Origin of the sequence: Actinomyces sp. zg-332 (genome assembly GCF_011751945.2) — a bacterium.
GTDB lineage: Bacteria > Actinomycetota > Actinomycetes > Actinomycetales > Actinomycetaceae > ZJ293.
Window position 1 is genome coordinate 48,837 of record NZ_CP064951.1, and the last position, 21,418, is coordinate 70,254.

Consider the following 21,418-nt stretch of genomic DNA (forward strand, 5'->3'; position numbering starts at 1 on the left):
TGCTGTTTATTAATGAGAACGTTATGTATTAGAAATAAATTCTACCCATAGCTTAAAGGTATATACTTTGAAAAGTTATTGACAGATTATTTACCCATGAAGATTAAAATAAAAAACAAAGGTATAATAAAATAGTATAAGTCTAATTTAGTTATACTATTAGGTATTTAATGTTAAGAAAAGCTTATAAAAACTAGTGATTTTTCGCGTAATACTAGAATAAAAGACACAAATAATAGACAATACTTATGTACAAATTTTATTTTAATCATTCTTAAAAGAAAGAATAAACTATGCCAGCAATAATTGTAGTAGGAACGCAATGGGGCGACGAGGGAAAAGGTAAAGCTACAGACCATTTAGGTCAGAACGTTGATTATGTTGTAAAGTTCAACGGCGGCAATAATGCTGGACATACCGTTGTTATAAATGGTGAAAAGTATGCTTTGCATCTACTACCTTCCGGTATATTAACTAAAGGTGTGACACCAGTAATTGGCAATGGAGTTGTAATTGACTTAGATGTTTTATTTGAAGAAATTGACACTATTTCAGCTAGAGGGATAGATACTTCAAAGTTATTAGTATCAGCTAACGCGCATATTATTCCTAGCTACAACAAAATAATGGATGCTGTGAATGAAAAATTCATGGGAGAACGTCAAATAGGTACTACTGGGCGAGGAATAGGTCCAACTTATGCTGATAAGATGAACAGAGTTGGCATTAGGATACAAGACATATTTGATGAGTCTATTCTGCGCCAAAAATTAGAAGGTGTTCTTTTAAGAACAAACCCTATGCTCACACAGGTTTTTGGGCGTGAGGAAATTTTAGTTGAAACTATAATGGAAGAACTCTTGAAGCACGCTGATAGATTGAAACCTATGGTTGCTGATACTTCGCTAATTTTAAATAAAGCTTTAGATGAAGGAAAGACTGTTTTGTTTGAAGCAGGACAAGCAACAATGCTCGATATTGACCATGGAACATATCCATTTGTAACTTCTTCTTCTTGTGTTACAGCCGGTGCTTGTACAGGTAGCGGTATTGGGCCTACTCGAATTGATAGATGTGTTGGAGTCATCAAGGCTTATACTACTCGTGTTGGTGAAGGTCCATTCCCAACAGAACTACTTTGTGAAGATGGGGAAAAACTGCGTCAAGATGGCGGTGAGTTTGGAGTTACTACTGGACGCCCACGTCGTACAGGTTGGTATGACTGTGTAGTTGCACGTTATGCTTCTAGAGTTAACGGCTTGACTGATCTAGTTATGACAAAGCTAGACGTGTTGACTGGTTGGGAAAAAATTCCTGTATGTGTAGCATATGATGTTGACGGTGTAAGATTTGAAGATATGCCAGTAAGCCAAAGTGACTTCCACCATGCTAAGCCAATTTTTGAGTATTTTGATGGTTGGACAGAAGACATTACAAAAGTTCGCAAATTTGAAGATTTACCAGAAAATACACAGAAATATGTATTAGCTTTGGAAAAAATGTCAGACTGCAGAATCTCAATAATAGGCGTTGGTGCTGGTCGAGATGATGTAATCGTACGCCATAACTTAATATAATCATTTAGCTTCGCTTTATATGAGCGAGGCTAAAAAATTATTAAAGTTGATTATGGTTGTTTGTGCGAGCTGTAATAATAAATTTAGTTATATGAGTTTTATTTAGATTTCCAGCTAAGAACAGACATTGTAATCAATAAGAATGTAATTGATAAAAATAAACTGATTAATGAAGAGCAAAATAAAAGTAGACTAGAAATACTATAAATAAGGAAAATATATGTTGCATTGGAGTGAACTAGATAAGAAAGCTGTTGATACAGCTCGAGTATTAGCTGCAGATGCAGTGGAAAAAGTTGGTAATGGTCATCCAGGTACTGCTATATCAGTTGCACCATTAGCTTATATGCTTTATCAAAAAGTCATGAAAATTGATCCTCAGGATGACAGGTGGCTTGGTAGAGATAAGTTTATCTTGTCAATTGGTCACTCTTCACTAACACAGTATACTCAAATGTTTTTAGCTGGTCTGGGATTAGAACTAGATGATTTGAAATCTTTGCGTACATGGGGTGCTTTGACTCCAGGCCATCCAGAATACGGTCACACTCAATTCGTTGAGACAACGACAGGTCCTTTGGGTGCTGGTGTTGCTAATGCTGTTGGTATGGCTATGGCAGCACGCCGTATACACGGTATGTTTGACCCTAACACTCCAGTTGGTGAAAGCTTGTTCGACCATAACGTTTACGTTATTTTGGGCGATGGCTGTATGCAAGAAGGTGTTGCTGCTGAGGCTGTGAGTTTGGCTGGAACACAAAAGCTTGGTAACTTGATAATGTTTTATGATGACAACCATATTTCTATTGAAGGTGACACTAAGATTGCTTTCAATGAGGATATTAATAAGCGTTTTGAAGCCTATGGTTGGCACACACAAACTGTTGACTGGACTAATGGTGGTACTGGCTACGCTGAGGACATCGACGCTATATACGAAGCTGTTTTGAATGCTCAGAAAGTAACTGATAAGCCTTCTCTTATTCGTGTTCGCACTTTAATGGCTTGGCCTTGTCCAACCATGCAAGGTAAACACAACTTACATGGTAATAAACTAGGAGCTGAAGAATTAGCTGGTTTGAAAGAAGCTGTTGGTTTTGATCCTGATAAGAGTTTCGATGTTGATGAAGCTGTTTTGAGTTATTGCCGTAAAAATGTTGCTGAACGTGGTGCAAGTTTCCGTAAAGAGTGGGAAGAAAAGTTCGCTACTTGGAAGCAAGAAAACCCTAAAGAGTTTGCTTTGTACGAGCGTTTGGTCGCTGGTGAATTACCAGAAAGCTTGAATGATGCTTTGCCTGTGTTTGATGGTGAGAAGATGTCAACACGTAAAGCTTCTGGCGAAGTTCTATCAGCGTTAGCTGATGTTATGCCTGAGCTTTGGGGTGGGTCTGCTGACTTAGCAGGTTCTAACTGTACTACTATGAAAGGTCAGCCTTCTTTCATTCCTGAAGAGTTGTCCAGCGATGATTTCCAAGGACATCAATTTGGTCGTACGCTACACTTTGGTATTCGTGAACACGCAATGGGTGGTGTCATGAATGGTATGGCTCTTACTGGTTTGACACGTCCTTATGGTGGTACTTTCTTAGTATTCTCTGACTATATGCGTCCAGCTGTCCGTTTAGCTGCTTTGATGGGAATACCTAGCGTTTTCGTCTGGTCACACGATTCTATTGGTGTAGGTGAAGATGGTCCTACTCATCAGCCTATTGAACATCTTGCTTCTTTGCGCGCTATTCCTAACCTAGATGTGGTACGTCCAGCTGATGCTAACGAAACTTCAGTTGTGTGGGGAGAAATTTTGCGCCATCAGACCCACCCATCAGCTTTGATTCTATCTCGTCAAGATTTGCCTATACTAGATCGCTCTAGCTTAGCAGGTGCTGAAAATGCTATATACGGTGGATACGTATTAGCAGACTCTGACCGTAAAGCTGATGTTATTTTAGTTGCTACAGGTTCTGAGATTGCTTTAGCTTTGAAATCTAAGGAATCTTTAGAGTCTGAGGGTATTGCTACCCGAGTTGTGTCCATGCCTTGTATCGAATGGTTTAAAGCTCAATCTCAAGAGTACCGTGATAGCGTATTACCAACTGATATTCCAAAGGTTAGCGTAGAAGCCGGTATATCTATGGGCTGGAAAGACTTGCTCGGTGCAGAATCTGGTCATGTTTCGATTGAACATTTTGGAGCTTCAGCTGCTGCGAATGTGTTATTTGAGAAATTTGGCTTCACAGCTGAAAACGTTGTGAAAATTGTCAAAGATACTATTGAATAATTTAGTTGATTAGGGGTGGGACTTTTATGCTCACCCCTTTTATTTACTTTTTAAAAAATCATTTTTGTGAGTGTTCGTTGTAAAATCACGCATTTTCAGTTCTAGCTGTGGTTTGTACTGTATAAGTTACGTGCATATATTAAATCGGCAGGAGTAGTTATTTTGAAAGCTAATTCATCTCCGATTATGTGATATATTTTCCCATTTGAATTTTCTATCATAGAACTATCGTCTGTGAAAGCTGTCTTTTCGTTTTCTCCATTTTTTTCGTACTTTTCATGTAGATTTATCATGTTTTTTAGATTAAAAATTTGTGGAGTTTGTACTCTATAGTATTTGCTTCGATTCACAGTTTTAGATGTCTGATTTCCTATAGTGTTGAAATTAGTAATTTCTTTTAGAGTGTCTACTACGGGTAGAACAGGTATTACTCCGTAATTTTCGTTTGTACTTAGATTTAGGTAGAAGGTTTTTATTAGATTTGTTACGAGAGTGTTTGGTGTAAAACATCTGGCAGCATCATGTATTAAAACTGCGAAATCTGAATATTTTTTATTCTCTGTATTGCTATTTAATTTTGTATAAGAGGTTTCACTATAGCTTATATCTCGTGTTAGATTATTTTTAATGAACTGCAAAGCTTTATGTATAGAGTTTTGTCGCGAATTTCCGCCAATTACTAAATGAATTTTTTGTAAGTTACTAACATTTAGAGTTTTGTTGGATTTTATTATATTTTCAAATTGCTCCTTATTTTTTTCTGGAATTGTAACTACTATATGTCCTATTTCTTTTATAGATAAAAGCGATTCTAACGCGTATTCAAGTATTGTTATTTTTGGTTTATTCGTGTGTTTATTTAGGTTATTTTCTAAATTTGTACCTCCATTATTTGTGGCTTTTAGTAAGTTTATTTTCTCTTGTAAAAGGGTATCAATTTTATCATTAATGATATCTATAATTTTTTCTTTATTTGCTTCTAATTTAGGTATTTCATTGTATATGCTTTGAATATTTACATGGGTATCAAAAAAGGTATCATTAATATGTGTTTTTTCTATAGAATTTGTGTTATAGACAGTTGTAGTAATCTTATCTATATTAGTTTGTTTATTTGTACTATAAAAAACGTTTGGGTCTGTAAGCGGTATTAACGCTTTAGGTAAATTTTCTCCCAAACGTTTTCCTGAACCCGCAGCAGTTAATATAGCTACAACTGTCTTTTCCACAAAATCTCCTATTTACCTTGGTTAGCTACTGCTTCCATAGCAATTTTTGCAGTTTCGGGATCTAGGTATTTCCCACCTTTTGTTATTGGCTTGAAGTTTTCATCCAACTCATACAATAAAGGTATACCCGTTGGAACATTTACGCCTGCAATATCGTCATCACTAATGTTGTCCAAATGTTTTATTATGGCTCTTAGAGAATTACCGTGTGCTGCAACCATAACTGTTTTATTGGTAGCTAAGTCTTTGCAAATTTCGTTTTCCCAGTAAGGCATTAAACGCTCTAGTACATCTTTTAGGCATTCAGAGCTAGGGATAGGTTCGCCAGCGTAACGAATATCATTACCTTGTGAGTAAGGGTCGTCATCCTCGATTGCTGGTGGAGGTACATCGTAGGAGCGACGCCATAACATAAACTGTTCATCACCATATTCGTCGCGTATAGCTTTTTTGTCTTTACCCTGCAAAGCGCCATAGTGGCGTTCATTCAGTCTCCAAGAACGCTTGACTTCAATCCAGTGTCGATCAGCGTTATCTAGTGCTAGATTTGCTGTCATAATTGCCCTACGTAGCATTGAAGTATGTAATATATCAGGTAGGATGTTTTCTTTTTTCAATAGTTTTCCAGCATTTTTTGCTTCTTCAATTCCTTTATCAGATAGGGCTACATCGACCCAACCTGTAAATAAATTTTTTGCATTCCATTCACTCTGACCATGACGAACTAGTATTAGCTTGTATACCATGACCCACCGCCTTAATAAGATTCTAAATAGTTTAGATATGTTTTTAACGATACTTAAATAATAAACGTAAAATAGTGGAATACACTAAAAGTTTTGTAATTGTGGATAACTTATCTAAAAAAGGAGTTATCCACAATTTTTAAAATTATAAAAATCCTATCTTGCAATTTATATAAACTATTTTTGATGGATTTGATAGAAAGCAGTTTTTTCTTTTACAAGCATAGGAGGTAGTATGTGTATTTATATTTGAAATTGTTGCTTTGTTATTGTCTAAGCTAATCTTGGTAATGTATGTTTAGAATTTGAAAATAGTTAATTTTGAATAAAAGTAAAGTTATATATTTAAAAATATAGAGAAAATATTGTAAATTTATTGAGTTATTTTTAATTAAATTTTAAATTGGATATAGAATATTAAATGTGTCAGCAATGAATCATTAAGAGAATGTAATTATTTATTTGTTGTATATATTTGGACTTTGCCTGTAGTGGTTGAAAAGTAATTGTTGAGCACAATCTGGGCTATTTGTGATGATTGTTAGAAAGAGCCTGCAAAGATTTTATTAACAAAATATTACAGGAAGGGGCAGTTATGACTGTCACAGAAAGCGCTATACGGGAAGTTGCACCGTCTAACGTTCCAGAAGATGTCATTAAATGGGTAAGTAAGATTGCTGAATTAACTAAGCCTAATAATGTTTATTTTGCAAATGGCACAGAAGTTGAATGGAAAAATTTGACTGATGAAATGGTTAATTCAGGAACATTAATTCGCCTAAATGAAAATAAACGCCCTAATTCGTTTTTAGCACGTTCTTTGCCATCTGACGTTGCCCGTGTTGAGTCTCGTACGTTTATTTGTTCAGAAAAAGAAGAAGATGCAGGACCAACTAATAACTGGGCAGATCCTAAAGAGATGAAAAATACTTTAAATTCAGTATTTGATGGTTGTATGCGTGGACGCACAATGTATGTAGTTCCGTTTTCAATGGGACCTTTGGGTGGACATATTTCTAGACTAGGTATTGAGATTACTGACTCTCCATATGTTGTATGTAATATGCGAATTATGACGCGTATGGGCGAAAAAGCTATGGATCTTATTAATGAGGGGCAGTATTGGGTTCCTGCTGTGCATTCAGTTGGGTATCCTCTTGTAGATGCTGAAGGTAATGAACGTCCAGATGTATCGTGGCCATGTAGTGAAGAAAAATATATTACTCACTTTCCGGAGACACGAGAAATTTGGTCTTACGGTTCAGGATACGGTGGTAACGCACTTCTGGGTAAGAAATGCTATGCTTTGCGTATAGCTTCAGTTCTAGGTCGTGATGAAGGCTGGATGGCTGAGCATATGCTGATTCTACGTCTCATTAACGAAAAAACGGGTAAGAAATATCACGTCACAGCTGCATTTCCATCAGCGTGTGGTAAGACAAATCTAGCTATGCTACAGCCTACAATCCCAGGGTGGCGCGTTGAAACCATAGGTGATGATATTGCTTGGATGCGTCCAGGTCCAGATGGTAGATTGTATGCTATTAACTCTGAAGCTGGTTTCTTTGGTGTAGCTCCGGGTACGGGTCTTGGAACTAACCCAATTGCTGTTAATACGTTGAATGAAAATGTTTTGTTTACAAATGTTGCTTTGACAGATGATGGAGATGTATGGTGGGAAGGATTAACAGATGAAAAGCCATCTCATCTAATCGACTGGTTAGGAAATGATTGGACTCCAGAGAGTGAGACACCGTCTTCCCATCCAAATAGTCGTTTTACAGCGCCTGCTTCACAGTGTCCAATTGTTTGTCCAGATTGGGAAGATCCTATGGGTGTTCCAGTTGATGCCATTTTATTCGGTGGACGTAGAGCTACAAACGTTCCTCTTGTTGCTGAATCTTATGATTGGGAACATGGTGTATTCATTGGTGCTACTGTTTCTTCTGAACAAACTGCAGCAGCTGAAGGTTCTGTGGGTTCATTACGCCGTGACCCATTTGCTATGCTACCTTTCTGTGGCTATAACATGGCTTCTTATTGGCAGCATTGGCTAGACATGGGTGAAAAACTTGGTGACAAAGCTCCGCGTATTTATCAGGTTAACTGGTTCCGTAAAGATGATGAAGGTAATTTCTTATGGCCAGGATTTGGGGATAACTCGCGCGTAATTGATTGGATTCTACGTCGTATTGAAGGTGAAGTTGAAGCTATTGATGGCGTAACTGGACGTTATCCTAAGAAAGAAGATATGAACTTTGACGGCTTAGATATTACTGATTATCAATTTGAGCAGTTATTTAAAGTTGAACCAGATCGTTGGGCAGTTGAAGCTGATATGACAGAGGAATATTTCGCTCAATTCGGAGATAAAGTTCCATCTGAATTAAACCAACAATTAGCTAAACTACGTGAACGTGTAAGTAATAGCTAAGTTTTAGCTGTTGACTACTACTTTGTTGCTTACACTTTATTTCTAATATTTTGTAGGCAAAGGTGGTTGCTCAATTTTCTGTATCTATTGAAGTGGCTAAATTGTGTAATATTACATATTAAAATTTATATTACCGTATAGAGTTTAGCCACTTCTGAACAATTTTTTATATATACTTCACTGAGTATTTTTATAGTTTAACGTATGTGTATGCACATCACGTGTTTGTTATATTCGATAGTTTATTAGTGGATTGTTTATAATGGTGAATTCTATATTCCATATTAATCATCTATTTTTTGCTTGATATTGTAATTTGCGGAATATTATTACCAGTTACTTTTATTTTCTAGCCTGATTGCGAAGTTCAATTTTATGTTTAGCTTAAATCTTAGAATATGCTTACTGTAAGTTGTGGCTGATAAATATTGAATGTGTGTTTATAAAATAACAAGTGGAGGTAAAAATTGATAGTACGGTAATTAAAATACTTTATTCTATAGTGCTTAAAATATTACTCAATATACTTGTTGGGGTTATATTTATGTAGGTCTCGAGGAAATTATTTTGAAAGTTTATATACAAGGTGGCTAATTAACTACAGTAATTATCTGTGTAAACTCTTGTAATAATGGAATATTAGTCATCGTATTTACTTTGTTTCTAATTTGTGGGGCTTGGAATTTGTAAATGTCCGAAAGTTGTATTGTAGTTTGTTTTTATGCTTATTGTTTTCTTAGCAATTGTTAGTTTAAATAGATTGGAGGGTACTTAAAGGTTTTTGTGAAGCTTAGTAAAAGTTGTGCCATTTTTACTTTTAGTGCTGATAGTATTTGTTTTTGCCTTGTTGTTCATATATTTTTAGATAATGGAAAGTTTATTTATGGGTACTCTTTAGGTTTGAAAAGGCTATGTAATTACAATTATTTAGATAAGTGTTGAACAATAAGTTTATGTATTATGTTGTTAGTTGTTATAAAAAATGACAATTTATAGTACATAAACATACAATAGATACAATTATGTAGAAAAAATGCTATGATAACATACATTGTTGTATGTTAAAGCGTTTAGTCTGGAAGTAAGGGGAAGCTGTGAAGAATAGTGACACAAAAATTACAGACACAAATAACAAGAAGTCAATTTTCAATAAACAAGTTTTATCTTGGTGTTTATGGGACCTAGGAAGTGCTGCTTTCAACTCAGTGGTCACAACTTTTATTTTCACAGTCTATTTAACATCTAAGCCTTTTGGTGACTCTTCTGACACGTCAACGGCTGTTGGGTATGGTTTTACAATTGCAGGTTTTCTAATTGCACTACTTGCCCCACTTACTGGGCAAAGAGCTGACAAAGCTGGAAAAGGAACATTCTGGCTGGGAGTAAACTCGATGATAGTTGTTGCCTGTATATTTGGGCTTTTCTTTGTGAAACCGCACCCAAGTTATTTACTGTTAGGCATTATTTTACTATCAGTTGGAAACGTCTTTGCTGAATTTGCTGGAGTTAACTACAACGCAATGATTACTCGTGTTTCCAATTCTAATAATATAGGCTTAATATCTGGAATTGGTTGGGGTAGCGGATATGTAGGTGGAATCGTTTTGCTACTCATACTGTTCATAGGTTTTATTAGCCCGGAAGTTGGATGGTTCGGAGTAACTAGTGCAGAAGGACTAAACGTTCGAGCAAGTATGCTAGTAGCTGGCCTTTGGATGCTTCTTGCTTCAATACCAGTACTGTTATTTGTTCCAGGCAAAAAACATGATTCGCAACTGCCACCTAAAGTAAGTTTGTTCCAGTCATACAAAGAACTATGGTCGACTTTAAAGCTAATCAGAAAAGAAGCTCCTCAAACTTTCCTATTTTTAGCAGCTTCAGCTGTGTTCCGTGATGGATTAGCTGCAGTATTTACGTTTGGTGCGGTTATAGCTGCTGGAACATTTGGTTTTGAAAAATCTGAAGTAATTCTATTTGGAATTATAGCTAATTTAGTTGCAGGTATTGCTACTATGCTGTTCGGCTTCTTTGATGATTTGCTAGGTCCAAAGATAGTTATAATTGTATCTCTAATATGTATGTGCATATCAGGAACTTGCGTGTTTATATTTGCTGGATATGGACCAATCTATTTCTGGGTTTTCGGTCTGATACTATCGGTATTCGTAGGTCCTACACAGTCAGCTTCTCGTACTTACTTGGCTCGTATGATACCAGAAGGTAAAGAGGGTGAAGTATTTGGATTATACGCTACTACTGGACGTGCAATTAGCTTCATAGCTCCAGCTGCATTTACTCTATTTGTAAGTACAGCAAAAAGTTTCCATTCTGAATACGCACAAAGCTGGGGAATACTAGGAATTGCTTTAATATTGCTAATAGGTTTAGTTATGATGATTTTTGTAAAAGGTGATCCTAAGCATAAAACATTCGACAACTAAGATTGCGTTGTGTTACAAAGTTTATCAAAACACCTAGTAGCAATGTAGAATTATTTATAATCCAAGCTTTATGGAGTCTTATTATTTCTCTTCATCTTAGGCGTGTACTCCACTACAACTTATTGTGAGATACATTGCTTGGAAATAAAGAAGGTTGAAATATGGATATATGTAAAGATTGATAGATTTAAAATGTATATTTGTCTGCTACTTTGGTAGGGTGTGGATGCAATGCGTAAACTTTACGAAGAACTATGTCATAAATACGATTTGATAAGTACTGAACGTGTAAAAAAAGCAAGTGCTGAAAATAAAGTTACGATATACCGTTCTGGTATAGGAATTGACGTCCATCCCTACTCTAAAACTACTAAACCTTGTATGCTCGGGTGTCTAGAATGGGATAACACTACTGGTATTGAAGGGCATTCCGATGGAGACGTTATTGCCCATGCTATATGTGATAGTCTATTGTCGGCTTCTCGTCTTGGTGACTTGGGTGTTGTTTTTGGTGTTGATAACGTTGAGATGAAGAATGCTAGTGGCGAATCGATGCTTAAAAAAACTTTGGAAATGCTTAATGGTGCTGGCTGGTTTATTGAAAATGTATCTGTTCAGTTATGTGCAAAAACCCCTAGAATAACACCTAGACAGTTTGAGGTTGCTTATAAAATGACTGAGATTTTACTAGCTCCGGTGTCTTTTGGAGCTACAACTACTGACGGGTTGGGATTTATTGGTAAAGGTGAAGGTTTATGCGCAATTGCTACTGCCCAAATATCTAAGATTATGTAATTTTAAGCGTATTTGTACCTGACAAAATTTAGTTATCAAAAAAAGGTTTTTAATTAAGTCTTTATTTTGTGAATAAGTGTTTGCTATTTATTGTGTAGTTATTTTATATATTTGCTGATTGATCTGCCTATGACTAGCTTTGATAAATTCTTTAGACTGTTTTAGAATGTGATATATTCCAGTGTTACTTAGCTTTATTATTAATTTCTAAGCTAATTTTTGTAGTAATATTTGACTTTGGTTTTATGTCTGGTTTTATTTACGCATATTTTAATTGCATTAAGTGATTGCGTAGTTTTTAAATACTCTAGTTTGATATTTTTATAGCTATTTTTAGAGTTTTAGTAGGATAGTTATATTTTAGTTTTGCTAGTTTGGTCATATTTATTTTTGCATATTTGCGAGTGATATTTGTTGTGTTTTCAAGTATAGCTACGTAACATTTGTATTTGCTACGTAGCTATAAATAGCCAGTGAGACTATAAGGTTTCATTTGTATGACATTATTGCTAACTTGTCAAATGTTATGTTATTCGAGTTTGCTAATATGTTTACAAATGGGGGTATTAAAGAAATTGTAAATTAATATTTTATTAAAGTAAAAACTTTAATAAAAAAATAGTAAAAGTTAATGTTTTTGGTATTTATTTGTCATTTTTATAATTCATAAAGGTTTTCTATGTATGAAAGTATTTTTATTTAGTGCGAGCTTATTATTTATAGGACTTTACTACGTGTCAATAAACACTATATACATTTCAAGTATGTTTGGGTAAAGTCTGAAAATATTTTAATTAAGTTACCAAAGCTGCAAAATAGTTATTAATACTCAGAAATGCTTTATATAATATTTTGCCCTTAAGTGTATTTTCATTTTTTATAAACGAGAGTGATTAGTAACTTTAGTTAGGGTCTCTTGATAAAAAAACTAAGATGAACGCACTAAGAATAAAAGGATTTTTCGGAATTGATGGTATGCAACAAGACAAAGTAGCTGAAACGTGTTAAGTAATAAGTTGTTACCTCAAGCAGTGAAAGTTAAATGACGGAAAATGAATAGAGTTAAGTTTATGAGTGCCTAACTCATTGTTCACTTACTCACTCCCCACTTACTTACCTTACTTGCCATTCACTCATTTGCTCACTCAGGTATTACTTCTTAGCAAACTTTCATACCAAAGGAACTCACAAAAACGACACTACTTGAAATATGAAAAGTGTAAGTTATTAAAATTTCTGAATATGTAGGCTACAAAATAGAGGAATATATCTTGAACCTAACTATAACTCATTAACTAATAAACTAAACAAACTATAAAATTTCGCTTACCTAAAACTATGAAAAGGCTATTATTTATCTCAAATGGTCGAAATGAGTTGGTAAAGTGAGATTTTACTTCTTATTAGTTTCTAATCTTGTAGTTTTGCCTAACCTAAAATTCCGATGAAATTGTCGCTATGCTGGTTATTTTTCTAAGTTTTAGACTACTGTTTTGTTTCTAGTAGATAGGATTTTGGATAGCCACCTCCATAAAGAAAACATTACATTGCTCGAAACAAGCGGTAACGCCAATTCGCTAACCTTGATTTATAAGCATTAGTTTCACGTTACCACTTGCTCCGTAACTTTATGTATGCAGAAAAAGTGGCCATGCTACAAATACTACTTGCATTACAATGAGTGGGGCTAATATGTGTATGTAGCTTAGTATTAGTGGTATGGTGCGTTTTTGTGCGATGTTGATTCCTGTGAATATACCGCCTAGTATGAATGCGTAGCTTAGTGCGTAGTATTCGTTGGGTGCTGTGAAGCAGATAATTATAGATACAATAATTGATAGTGTTATGAGTAAGCTGAAAGTTTTGTTAGAAAGTTTCATTGCCCCTCCTTAAATTTTAATGTATTGCATTTATAATCTGAAAAGCTACTATGGCATTTTTTCATATTTGTATTTGAGTAGGTTTTTGCCTATTTATTTGCATTAGTTACACTTAACTCTTTGAATGGGAATAGGGTAAGTATAGAGAAAATTATTGTCAGTTTTTTTAAACATATTTCCTCCTTTGGAATGAGTGAGAAAAGTATCTCACGCTCTCATTTTAAAGTTTTATAAAAGAAAGTGCAAATAGTTCGTAATGTAAAAATCGAATAGATTCCTAAAAAGAATTCTATCTATATTGAATGGTTGAAATGAATTAGTAAACTAACGCTTTGGACTGTACAATGCACTAGCTAAGTTCAGCTTTTAATTAGAAAAGCAAAATTTCAAAATATCCATAGGTGTATAGGTTTCGATAAACTAACAAATGCAGAGCAAAATCTTAAACCTACATCTAAGAAAATCAAAGTTATATCAAAGTGATGCTAAAAATTAACGAAATAGTTTAAATAATATTACTAATATATATACTTAAAAATAACTCAGAAAATACTACATGCTACCTGAACGACTCTAATTTAACGCCCAGCTTAGACATAAAGTAACAATAAGAATCCTGCCTAGCTATAGTCAAAATTTATGCGCCAAGAATATCACAGTAAATCGCCTAAAATCTCGTAAATTCACCTCTCATAAAACTAAAAACCGTAAACAAACTATAGGTATATGTTGTAATATATATACATGGCTTTACATTTATACGATTCGGCAACAAAACAAGTCCGAAAATTTGAACCTTTAAAAGAAAACGAAGTGTCGATTTACCTATGTGGTGCAACAGTACAAGGTAGTCCGCACATAGGACATATGCGTTCTTCCCTAGTTTTTGACGTACTAGTGAGATGGCTACGTAGACGCAAATACAATGTTACTTTAGTTAGAAACGTCACTGATATTGACGATAAAATCCTTGTTAAGTCTGCTGAAGCTGGCGAAAACTGGTGGGTATGGGCTTTGAAGTTTGAACGTGAGTTCACTGAAGCTTACAATGCTTTGGGTGTACTTCCTCCAACTTATGAACCACGTGCAACTGGTCATGTGACAGACATGATTGAGCTAATCCAAATCCTTATCGATAGAGGCCATGCATACAGCAACGACGATGGAAATGTTTACTTTAGCGTAAGGTCGCTGAAAGACTACGGAACGCTGACAAACCAAAATATTGACGATCTTGCAACAACTGAAGATGACTCACAGATTGACGGTTTAGTTGAATCCGGAAAGAGGGATGCTTGTGACTTTGCTTTGTGGAAAGCTGTAAAGCCAACTGAACCTCAAACTGCTTCATGGGATACCCCATGGGGAAGAGGAAGACCGGGCTGGCACTTAGAATGCTCAGCAATGTCAAAGCGTTACCTAGGTGAAAGTTTTGACATTCACGGTGGCGGAATTGATTTGCGTTTCCCTCACCACGAGAATGAGCAAGCACAGTCTCACGGAGCTGGTTGGGGCTTTGCTAACCATTGGATTCATAATGCTTGGGTGACAATAAAGGGTGAAAAAATGTCTAAATCTCTAGGCAATTCACTTATTGTTTCACACCTTTTAGAAGAAACCCCAGCGCCAGTTTTGCGTCTAGCACTTGGCACTGTGCATTATCGTTCAACTGTTGAATTTTCTGAGCAATCCTTACATGACGCACAGCTAACTTGGGATAAATTCACTAATTTCGTTGAAAGAGCAGCTAAGTTTGCTGGGCAAGTTGAAGATATCGAGTTAGATGCTGATGAGTTACCACAAGAGTTTGTGAACGCTTTGGACGATGACTTGAACTTGGCTAGTGCTATGGCAACTATTCATGAGTGGATAAAGCTGGGTAATAAAGCTATAGCTGATGAGGACGCTGAAAACACTCGCAAAGCTTTGCTTTACGTGCGCTCAATGCTTGATATATTAGGCTTAGATCCACTTTCGCCAGTATGGTCAAATGCTGGCTCTGGAAATGAGCAAGACGAAAACGCAATGAAAGCTTTGGATACCTTAGTGCATAGAGTTCTTGAGGATAGACAACAAGCTCGCGCTGAAAAAGACTGGGCTAAAGCTGATAGTTTGCGTGATTTACTTGTAGAAGCTGGAATAGTTGTTGAAGATGGTGCTAATGGAGCATCTTGGCACTTGGGATAATTGCGTAAATGTTTTGTGAAGTTGCTAAATAAATAGGTGACTTTAGCATTTGCTTACACTTTCCTAGTGATTATTTTGTTAGCAATAGCTTCAGTAAGTTCATATACTTCAATGTAATTTAGCTGTTTCACGTGAAACGAATCTTAAATAATGTACAAAGAGCTGGGCGTTAAACCTAGCTCTTTTTGTGATTTTCAAAGAAAAACTTTGGTAGTGTAGTAGAAAGTTATTGGGAAACACTTTTATCTTAAGCATAAAGCAAAAATAAAATTACTGAGCTTGGCATAATAAAAGTAGAGCTAAACAACTGCATAATACTGTAGTGAATTTTTGGGACTGAAAGCTAAAAAGATGTGTAGTAATAGTTATCTTGTACACCTTAGCGTTCGATAATATTAGCGTAAAAGTTATTTCTTACGAAGAAGTTTAGAGGTTTGTGGGGTAACCTTTCATCTCTACCTTTTAAGCGTAAAATTCAACATATCTGCGTAATATTTTCTTATCGCTAAGAATGAAATAAGGATATAAAAGTTACTAAAATTTACCTAAGCTTGCATATTGAAACTTAGCCTATAAAGATAAACTATTCTTGTAGCATTTAGCCTGTAGGTCACTTGAAATGAAGACAAGATATTATTAAAAACTTCAAGACTTAGCGATAAAATGTGTAAAACTACACTAAAATAAAACACAACAGCAAGCAAAAAGTGAAAATAGAGTATAAAATCAAGTAGAATAAAATGAACGAAATATAAGATGAAATGCAGATTTTATCTATAAAAGGTTAAAAGATATCGACAAAACGAATCAGACAACATAAAATAACAGTTTCGTTCATAAGTGTATTTTATGCAAAACAAATATACATACAAAATAGTAGATTTAACTGAGAATTTACGTACACAGGAGAAAAAATGGCTGGCAATTCACAACGCCGAGGTGCAGTACGAAAAGCTGGATCAAAAAAAGGAGCAGTTGTTGGTTCTGGTGGACAGCGTCGTCGTGGTCTAGAGGGCAAAGGACCAACCCCAAAGGCTGAAGATCGCTCATGGCACCCAGCTGCTAAACGTAAAGCTGTGGCTGAAAAGGCAAAACAGCGACAAGAGCAAATTGAAGCCAGCAGAAATAGAGCTCCAAGCCGTGTACGTGCCTTGAATATTCCAGAGGAACACGAAATAATTTGCGGTAGAAACCCTGTAAAAGAAGCAATTGCTAGTGGTTTAGATCCAATACGCGTGTTCATGACAGGTGGGATTCTGGGCGATAAAAGAGTCGAAGAGGTAGTTCGCACAGCAACAGCTTTAGGAGCTCCAATCGTTGAGCTGACTCGTGGTGACCTCGATTATTTGACAGATGAAGCTGTACACCAAGGGATAGCTATAGAAATCGGTGGCTACGAATATTGTGGCGCTATGGATTTGGTTGAAAAAGCTCTTGATAAGGGCAGGAAACCGCTGATAGTTGCACTTGATGGCGTAACTGATCCTCACAACTTGGGTGCAGTTTTGCGTAGTGGCGCTGCTTTTGGTGTAGACGGTGTGCTTTTACCCACTCGCCGTTCTGTGAACGTGAATATGACTGTATGGAAAGTTTCGGCTGGTGCTGTTGCTAAAGTGCCTGTTGCACGTGAAACAAACCTTGTGAATGCTTTGGAACTGCTGAAAAAAGCTGGTTGTTTCGTGGTTGGCTTAGATGGTAATGCTGACTGTGCTGTTGCTGAAATGGATTTGGCGACTGAAGGGCTTGTAGTTGTTACAGGTGCTGAAGGCAAGGGCATTTCTCGTTTAGTTCGCGAACACTGTGATTTGATTGTTTCTATTCCGATTAGTTCGAATATGGAATCTTTGAATGCCGCTGTTGCAACCGGTATAGCTTTATATGAGATAGATAAAATACGTTCAAACTAATCTAAATATACTTTACTTATAAGTTTTGCGTATTAGGAGTTTTATAAATCTGTCTACTTTTATTGAGTGTTTTTCTAAAATACTAATAAGGATAAGGGTAGGCAGATTTTGCATTTACTTTTTCTTTTCATCGTAACTTCGGAAAAGTTATACTATTCAATAAAATATAGAATTTGTGATTTTAAGAGTAGATATTGTTTATATACACAATGTGTAGCAGTCATTTGTCGCAAACTTACAATAATAACTTCGTAATTTTTCTTTTAAGTAAGCAAAATAAAAGGTCTTAAGTTGGGCTAAAAGCCTGTCTTAAGACCATTTATATGTAGTTTACGTAATTGTGATACAAGTAAAACGATTACAAGTATCTTTTAATTTACATTAGATAATACCTTGAGCAATCATCGAGTCAGCAACGCGTTTAAATCCTTGAATATTTGCACCCAATACGTAATCTCCAGGAGCGTTGAAATCATCAGCAGTTGCTAAGCAATCATTGTGGATATTTTTCATAATCTCAGCAAGTTTAGTTTCTGTTTTTTCGAATGACCATTTTTCACGTGAAGCATTTTGTTGCATTTCCAGAGCTGATGTTGCTACGCCTCCAGCGTTTGCCGCTTTCCCAGGAGCAAACGCGACTGCAGAATTCTTGAAGATCTTTATAGCTTCTGGAGTGGAAGGCATATTTGCTCCCTCAGCTACTACTTTCACGCCGTTTTTCACTAGAGCAAGTGCGTCATCAGCGTCCAGTTCATTTTGTGTAGCACACGGTAAGGCAATATCTACAGGTACTTTCCACACTTTTCCTTGCGGGTAGAATGTGGCATTTGGTTTTTCTTCAACGTAGGCACTTACTCGTTTTCGCTCGACTTCTTTGAGTTGTTTTAGAAGGTCTAAATCTACACCATCTGGGTCATGAACGAATCCCGAAGAATCAGAGAATGTGACGACTTTTGCTCCTAGACGTGTTGCTTTTTCTATAGCATATATAGCTACATTTCCACTTCCTGAAACAGATATAGTTTTACCTTCTAAAGCATCACCTTTTGTTTCTAGAATTGAGTTAGCAAATAGTACAGTTCCGTATCCGGTTGCTTCTGTGCGTGCAAGGGATCCTCCCCAGTTTACGTTTTTACCTGTAAGCACACCTGCTTCGTAACGGTTAGTTATACGACGATATTGTCCGAATAAATATCCTATTTCTCGTCCACCTACACCAATATCTCCAGCTGGAACATCTGTTTTATCGCCTATGTGACGATAAAGTTCTGTCATAAAGGATTGGCAAAATCGCATAATTTCAGCATCAGATCGCCCGTGTGGGTCGAAATCAGAACCGCCTTTGCCTCCTCCAATTGCTTGGTTAGTCAATGCGTTTTTGAAGATTTGTTCAAACCCTAAAAATTTTATGATACTTAAGTTTACTGTTGGGTGAAAGCGTAATCCACCTTTGTATGGGCCTAGAGCAGAGTTGAATTCTATACGATAGCCTCGGTTTACCTGTACATTTGCATTATCATCTACCCATGGTACTCTGAATAGAATTTGTCGTTCAGGTTCTGTTATGCGTTCTAATAAAGCGTTGTCTGCGTATTCTGGGTATTTTTGGATTAATGGATTTAATGTTTCTAAAACTTCATTTATAGCTTGTAAAAATTCTTTTTCGTATGGATTGCGACTTTTAATTTTTTCAACTATTAATTCTATGTCTTTATGCATCTTACGTCTTTCAAATCATGACTGTATCTTTAATAAGTATTTAACTATTTTATACTATTTTTTAGAGGTAATTTAATGTATTTAGTCATTTTATATAAAAGTTTGACTTAAAGTTTACTTTTCTTTAATTTAAGATTTTTTCTTATATTTGGTTCTACCATTTTCAAGATAGAACGTTTGATTCTGTAGTCTAATTTTCTTTTCAGATGTATTTAAAAGTGTTCCATTGGAGGTATTTTGTACTTAATGTATGTAAATTTTAAGTTTTTTCAAGAAAATTTCCAAAATATAAATTGTTGATTTTTCAACGGTTTTCAAAGTTTTTTAATTGTATATATACTATTTTTGGGGCTACTTTTAAAAAAATTAATTTGCATTCTTTTTCAATATAGTTTATACTTTTCAAGTGCTGATAATCAAGGAAACTTGATTGGCAAAGGCCCCCATCGTCTAGCGGCCTAGGACGTCGCCCTTTCACGGCGGTAACACGGGTTCAAATCCCGTTGGGGGTACGCATTAAATGCAAAGTCACAATGCTAGTATTTTACTAGTTATTGTTGGCCCCGTAGCGCAGTTGGTTAGCGCGCCGCCCTGTCACGGCGGAGGTCGCGGGTTCGAGCCCCGTCGGGGTCGCCGACCGAATCGGCAATTCTGATTATGCTGTGGTCAACGGCTCTGTAGCTCAGTTGGTAGAGCGTTCGACTGAAAATCGAAAGGTCACCGGATCGATGCCGGTCGGAGCCACAAATATTTTTCCCCTTTATTTGGGGAATTTTTGGTTTAACGACTGGTGTTTTCTTAAATCTTATAATGACCATGTTTTCATAAGTTTCATAAAGGTGTGAATATTTCTTATTTTCTCCTATGTTTTGCTCGAAATCTAAATACGATAAATTTATTGATTCATTTTTCTAGCTTTTATATACTCAAAGTTTAGTATCTGCATGATTTGATACATTTTTACGTTTTTATTTATAAAAATTACTTATTTTATTTCGTTACTTCGTACTGCTTATTTTCATTACGGTTCTCTGTTAAAAAATATTTTACGTTTGTTTGTTCTGTGATATTTGTTCTATTTTATTAGTTTGTAATTTTATCTGTAAAGCTATTCCAGATTTGCACTATTGTTTTATGCATACTTATTTTGCGTCTTTTGAATACTTATACCCAAACTCGTTTCTAACACTACTGTTTGATTTTAAGGGCTATTATGAATTTGTAGTTTTATATTAGGAACTATAGTAAAATTTGCCAAGTTTCTTATAGTCAATTTATATATTTTTCAAAACTCATAGGCATATCAAATTTATAGTTTAGCTTTTTCAATCTTTTTCAAATCAAATGCTGAAGCACACAACTCGGATAAAGGACAGATTTCGCAGTGGGCTTTGCGTGCAGTACAAATATTTCTACCATGATCTATTAATCGGTGACAAGTAACAGTCCAAATTAGTGGATCTAGCAAACCAGCCAAATCTGATTCAGCTTTCACGGGATCCTTATGTTTTGTCCAACCTAGCCTACGAGAAATTCGTCCGATGTGGGTATCTATTGTTAACCCAGGAATATTATAAGCATTTCCTAGTACTACATTAGCTGTTTTACGCCCAACCCCCGATAAAGTAACTAGTTCTTCCAACCTATCAGGAACCTCGCCGTTATACTTTTCAACTAACTGTGATCCGAGCTTTATAATTCGTTCAGCTTTTGTACGATAAAACCCTATAGGTTTAAGTATTCTTTCCACATCGCTGATTTGTGCTTGGCTTAAAACTTTAGGACTAGGATAGTTTTTAAATAGTTCAGGAGTTACTTGGTTTACTCTCTCATCAGTTGTTTGTGCTGATAAGACAGTTGCTACTAGTAGCTCATAAGCATTTGTATAGTCCAAACTACATTTTGAGTCAGGATAAGTTTTTGACAGGATTTCTACAATCAATTTAGCTTTTTCTTTAGCTTGCTTTGATTTTCTGGTTGGCTTGTAATTTGTCATTTTGTTGTATTCGTTTACCTTGGTTGCTTATTTTGTAGCTTGGATAACTGTTTATCTAATGTGTTTGAATCGTTGGTGGTTTGCTAAAAATCACTTGGGAATAACTTGTGTGTCAATATACATAATATACAATTACCAAATATTTATAAACAGACCCGTTTGTGGATTTATTACTTTAATGTTATGTTCATTTGTTACTCATATAATTGTGTTCGCGTTGAGTCAGTTT

Annotated in this window: 12 protein-coding genes and 3 tRNA genes; 10 read left to right on the plus strand and 5 right to left on the minus strand. The window is 35.7% G+C overall.

The genetic code is table 11. The features are described 5' to 3' along the window. Nucleotides 1-293 precede the first annotated feature (293 nt). On the plus strand, nucleotides 294-1,577 hold the full coding sequence (locus HCQ94_RS00195) for an adenylosuccinate synthase (protein ID WP_166982711.1): 1,284 nt from the start codon (nucleotides 294-296) through the stop codon (nucleotides 1,575-1,577). A gap of 220 nt (nucleotides 1,578-1,797) precedes the next feature. After that, nucleotides 1,798-3,855 carry a transketolase gene (tkt, locus tag HCQ94_RS00200; protein WP_166982713.1) on the plus strand — a complete coding sequence of 686 codons (2,058 nt, stop codon included), beginning with the start codon at nucleotides 1,798-1,800 and terminating at the stop codon, nucleotides 3,853-3,855. A gap of 101 nt (nucleotides 3,856-3,956) precedes the next feature. Here tkt and HCQ94_RS00205 read toward each other — a convergent pair whose 3' ends face one another. Both HCQ94_RS00205 and HCQ94_RS00210 read right to left on the minus strand, forming a co-directional pair. Then, on the minus strand, nucleotides 3,957-5,084 hold the full coding sequence (locus HCQ94_RS00205; RefSeq protein ID WP_166982715.1) for an IspD/TarI family cytidylyltransferase: 1,128 nt from the start codon (nucleotides 5,082-5,084) through the stop codon (nucleotides 3,957-3,959). Between the two features lie 8 nt (nucleotides 5,085-5,092). Then, nucleotides 5,093-5,830: a phosphoglyceromutase gene (locus HCQ94_RS00210; RefSeq protein ID WP_166982717.1), complete on the minus strand. Its 738-nt coding sequence runs from the start codon at nucleotides 5,828-5,830 to the stop codon at nucleotides 5,093-5,095. A 595-nt stretch (nucleotides 5,831-6,425) separates the two neighbouring features. Between HCQ94_RS00210 and HCQ94_RS00215 the strand changes: the two genes are divergently transcribed. From HCQ94_RS00215 to ispF, 3 genes are all read left to right on the plus strand, one after another. Further along, nucleotides 6,426-8,264, plus strand: a complete 1,839-nt coding sequence (locus HCQ94_RS00215; protein WP_166978123.1) for a phosphoenolpyruvate carboxykinase (GTP) — start codon at nucleotides 6,426-6,428, stop codon at nucleotides 8,262-8,264. A gap of 1,094 nt (nucleotides 8,265-9,358) precedes the next feature. Then, a complete protein-coding gene (locus HCQ94_RS00220; RefSeq protein WP_166978121.1) occupies nucleotides 9,359-10,705 on the plus strand; it encodes an MFS transporter in 1,347 nt (448 codons plus the stop codon). A gap of 231 nt (nucleotides 10,706-10,936) precedes the next feature. Continuing rightward, nucleotides 10,937-11,500: a 2-C-methyl-D-erythritol 2,4-cyclodiphosphate synthase gene (gene ispF, locus HCQ94_RS00225; protein ID WP_166982719.1), complete on the plus strand. Its 564-nt coding sequence runs from the start codon at nucleotides 10,937-10,939 to the stop codon at nucleotides 11,498-11,500. 1,628 nt (nucleotides 11,501-13,128) lie between these two features. Here ispF and HCQ94_RS00230 read toward each other — a convergent pair. Beyond that, entirely contained in the window at nucleotides 13,129-13,380 is a 252-nt protein-coding gene (locus tag HCQ94_RS00230; RefSeq protein WP_166982721.1) for a hypothetical protein, read from the minus strand. 744 nt (nucleotides 13,381-14,124) lie between these two features. Here HCQ94_RS00230 and cysS point away from each other — a divergent pair. Together cysS and rlmB are read left to right on the plus strand one after the other, a co-directional pair. Further along, nucleotides 14,125-15,567: a cysteine--tRNA ligase gene (gene cysS / locus HCQ94_RS00235; RefSeq protein WP_166982723.1), complete on the plus strand. Its 1,443-nt coding sequence runs from the start codon at nucleotides 14,125-14,127 to the stop codon at nucleotides 15,565-15,567. A 914-nt stretch (nucleotides 15,568-16,481) separates the two neighbouring features. Then, on the plus strand, nucleotides 16,482-17,474 hold the full coding sequence (rlmB, locus tag HCQ94_RS00240; RefSeq protein WP_166982725.1) for a 23S rRNA (guanosine(2251)-2'-O)-methyltransferase RlmB: 993 nt from the start codon (nucleotides 16,482-16,484) through the stop codon (nucleotides 17,472-17,474). A 381-nt stretch (nucleotides 17,475-17,855) separates the two neighbouring features. Here rlmB and gdhA read toward each other — a convergent pair whose 3' ends face one another. Then, nucleotides 17,856-19,193, minus strand: coding sequence for an NADP-specific glutamate dehydrogenase (gene gdhA / locus HCQ94_RS00245; protein ID WP_166978111.1), 1,338 nt, complete (start codon nucleotides 19,191-19,193; stop codon nucleotides 17,856-17,858). A 439-nt stretch (nucleotides 19,194-19,632) separates the two neighbouring features. On the opposite strand from gdhA, the gene HCQ94_RS00250 reads away from it, so the two are divergent. From HCQ94_RS00250 to HCQ94_RS00260, 3 genes are all read left to right on the plus strand, one after another. Beyond that, a tRNA-Glu gene (locus HCQ94_RS00250) sits at nucleotides 19,633-19,705 on the plus strand. Nucleotides 19,706-19,752: 47 nt separating this feature from the next. Then, nucleotides 19,753-19,826: transfer RNA gene (locus HCQ94_RS00255), tRNA-Asp, on the plus strand. A 38-nt stretch (nucleotides 19,827-19,864) separates the two neighbouring features. Further along, nucleotides 19,865-19,937 (plus strand) — tRNA-Phe (locus HCQ94_RS00260). Nucleotides 19,938-20,502: 565 nt separating this feature from the next. On the opposite strand, the gene nth is transcribed toward HCQ94_RS00260, so the two are convergent. Next, on the minus strand, nucleotides 20,503-21,189 hold the full coding sequence (nth, locus tag HCQ94_RS00265; RefSeq protein WP_166982727.1) for an endonuclease III: 687 nt from the start codon (nucleotides 21,187-21,189) through the stop codon (nucleotides 20,503-20,505). Nucleotides 21,190-21,418 lie beyond the last annotated feature (229 nt).

What these genes read in the sequence shown, in the direction of transcription:
- HCQ94_RS00230 (WP_166982721.1), bottom strand. Translation starts at nt 13,380, where the DNA reads ATGAAACTTTCTAACAAAACTTTCAGCTTACTCATAACACTATCAATT.
- rlmB (WP_166982725.1), top strand. Translation starts at nt 16,482, where the DNA reads ATGGCTGGCAATTCACAACGCCGAGGTGCAGTACGAAAAGCTGGATCA.
- ispF (WP_166982719.1), top strand. Translation starts at nt 10,937, where the DNA reads ATGCGTAAACTTTACGAAGAACTATGTCATAAATACGATTTGATAAGT.
- HCQ94_RS00210 (WP_166982717.1), bottom strand. Translation starts at nt 5,830, where the DNA reads ATGGTATACAAGCTAATACTAGTTCGTCATGGTCAGAGTGAATGGAAT.
- gdhA (WP_166978111.1), bottom strand. Translation starts at nt 19,193, where the DNA reads ATGCATAAAGACATAGAATTAATAGTTGAAAAAATTAAAAGTCGCAAT.
- HCQ94_RS00195 (WP_166982711.1), top strand. Translation starts at nt 294, where the DNA reads ATGCCAGCAATAATTGTAGTAGGAACGCAATGGGGCGACGAGGGAAAA.
- tkt (WP_166982713.1), top strand. Translation starts at nt 1,798, where the DNA reads ATGTTGCATTGGAGTGAACTAGATAAGAAAGCTGTTGATACAGCTCGA.
- cysS (WP_166982723.1), top strand. Translation starts at nt 14,125, where the DNA reads ATGGCTTTACATTTATACGATTCGGCAACAAAACAAGTCCGAAAATTT.
- nth (WP_166982727.1), bottom strand. Translation starts at nt 21,189, where the DNA reads ATGACAAATTACAAGCCAACCAGAAAATCAAAGCAAGCTAAAGAAAAA.
- HCQ94_RS00215 (WP_166978123.1), top strand. Translation starts at nt 6,426, where the DNA reads ATGACTGTCACAGAAAGCGCTATACGGGAAGTTGCACCGTCTAACGTT.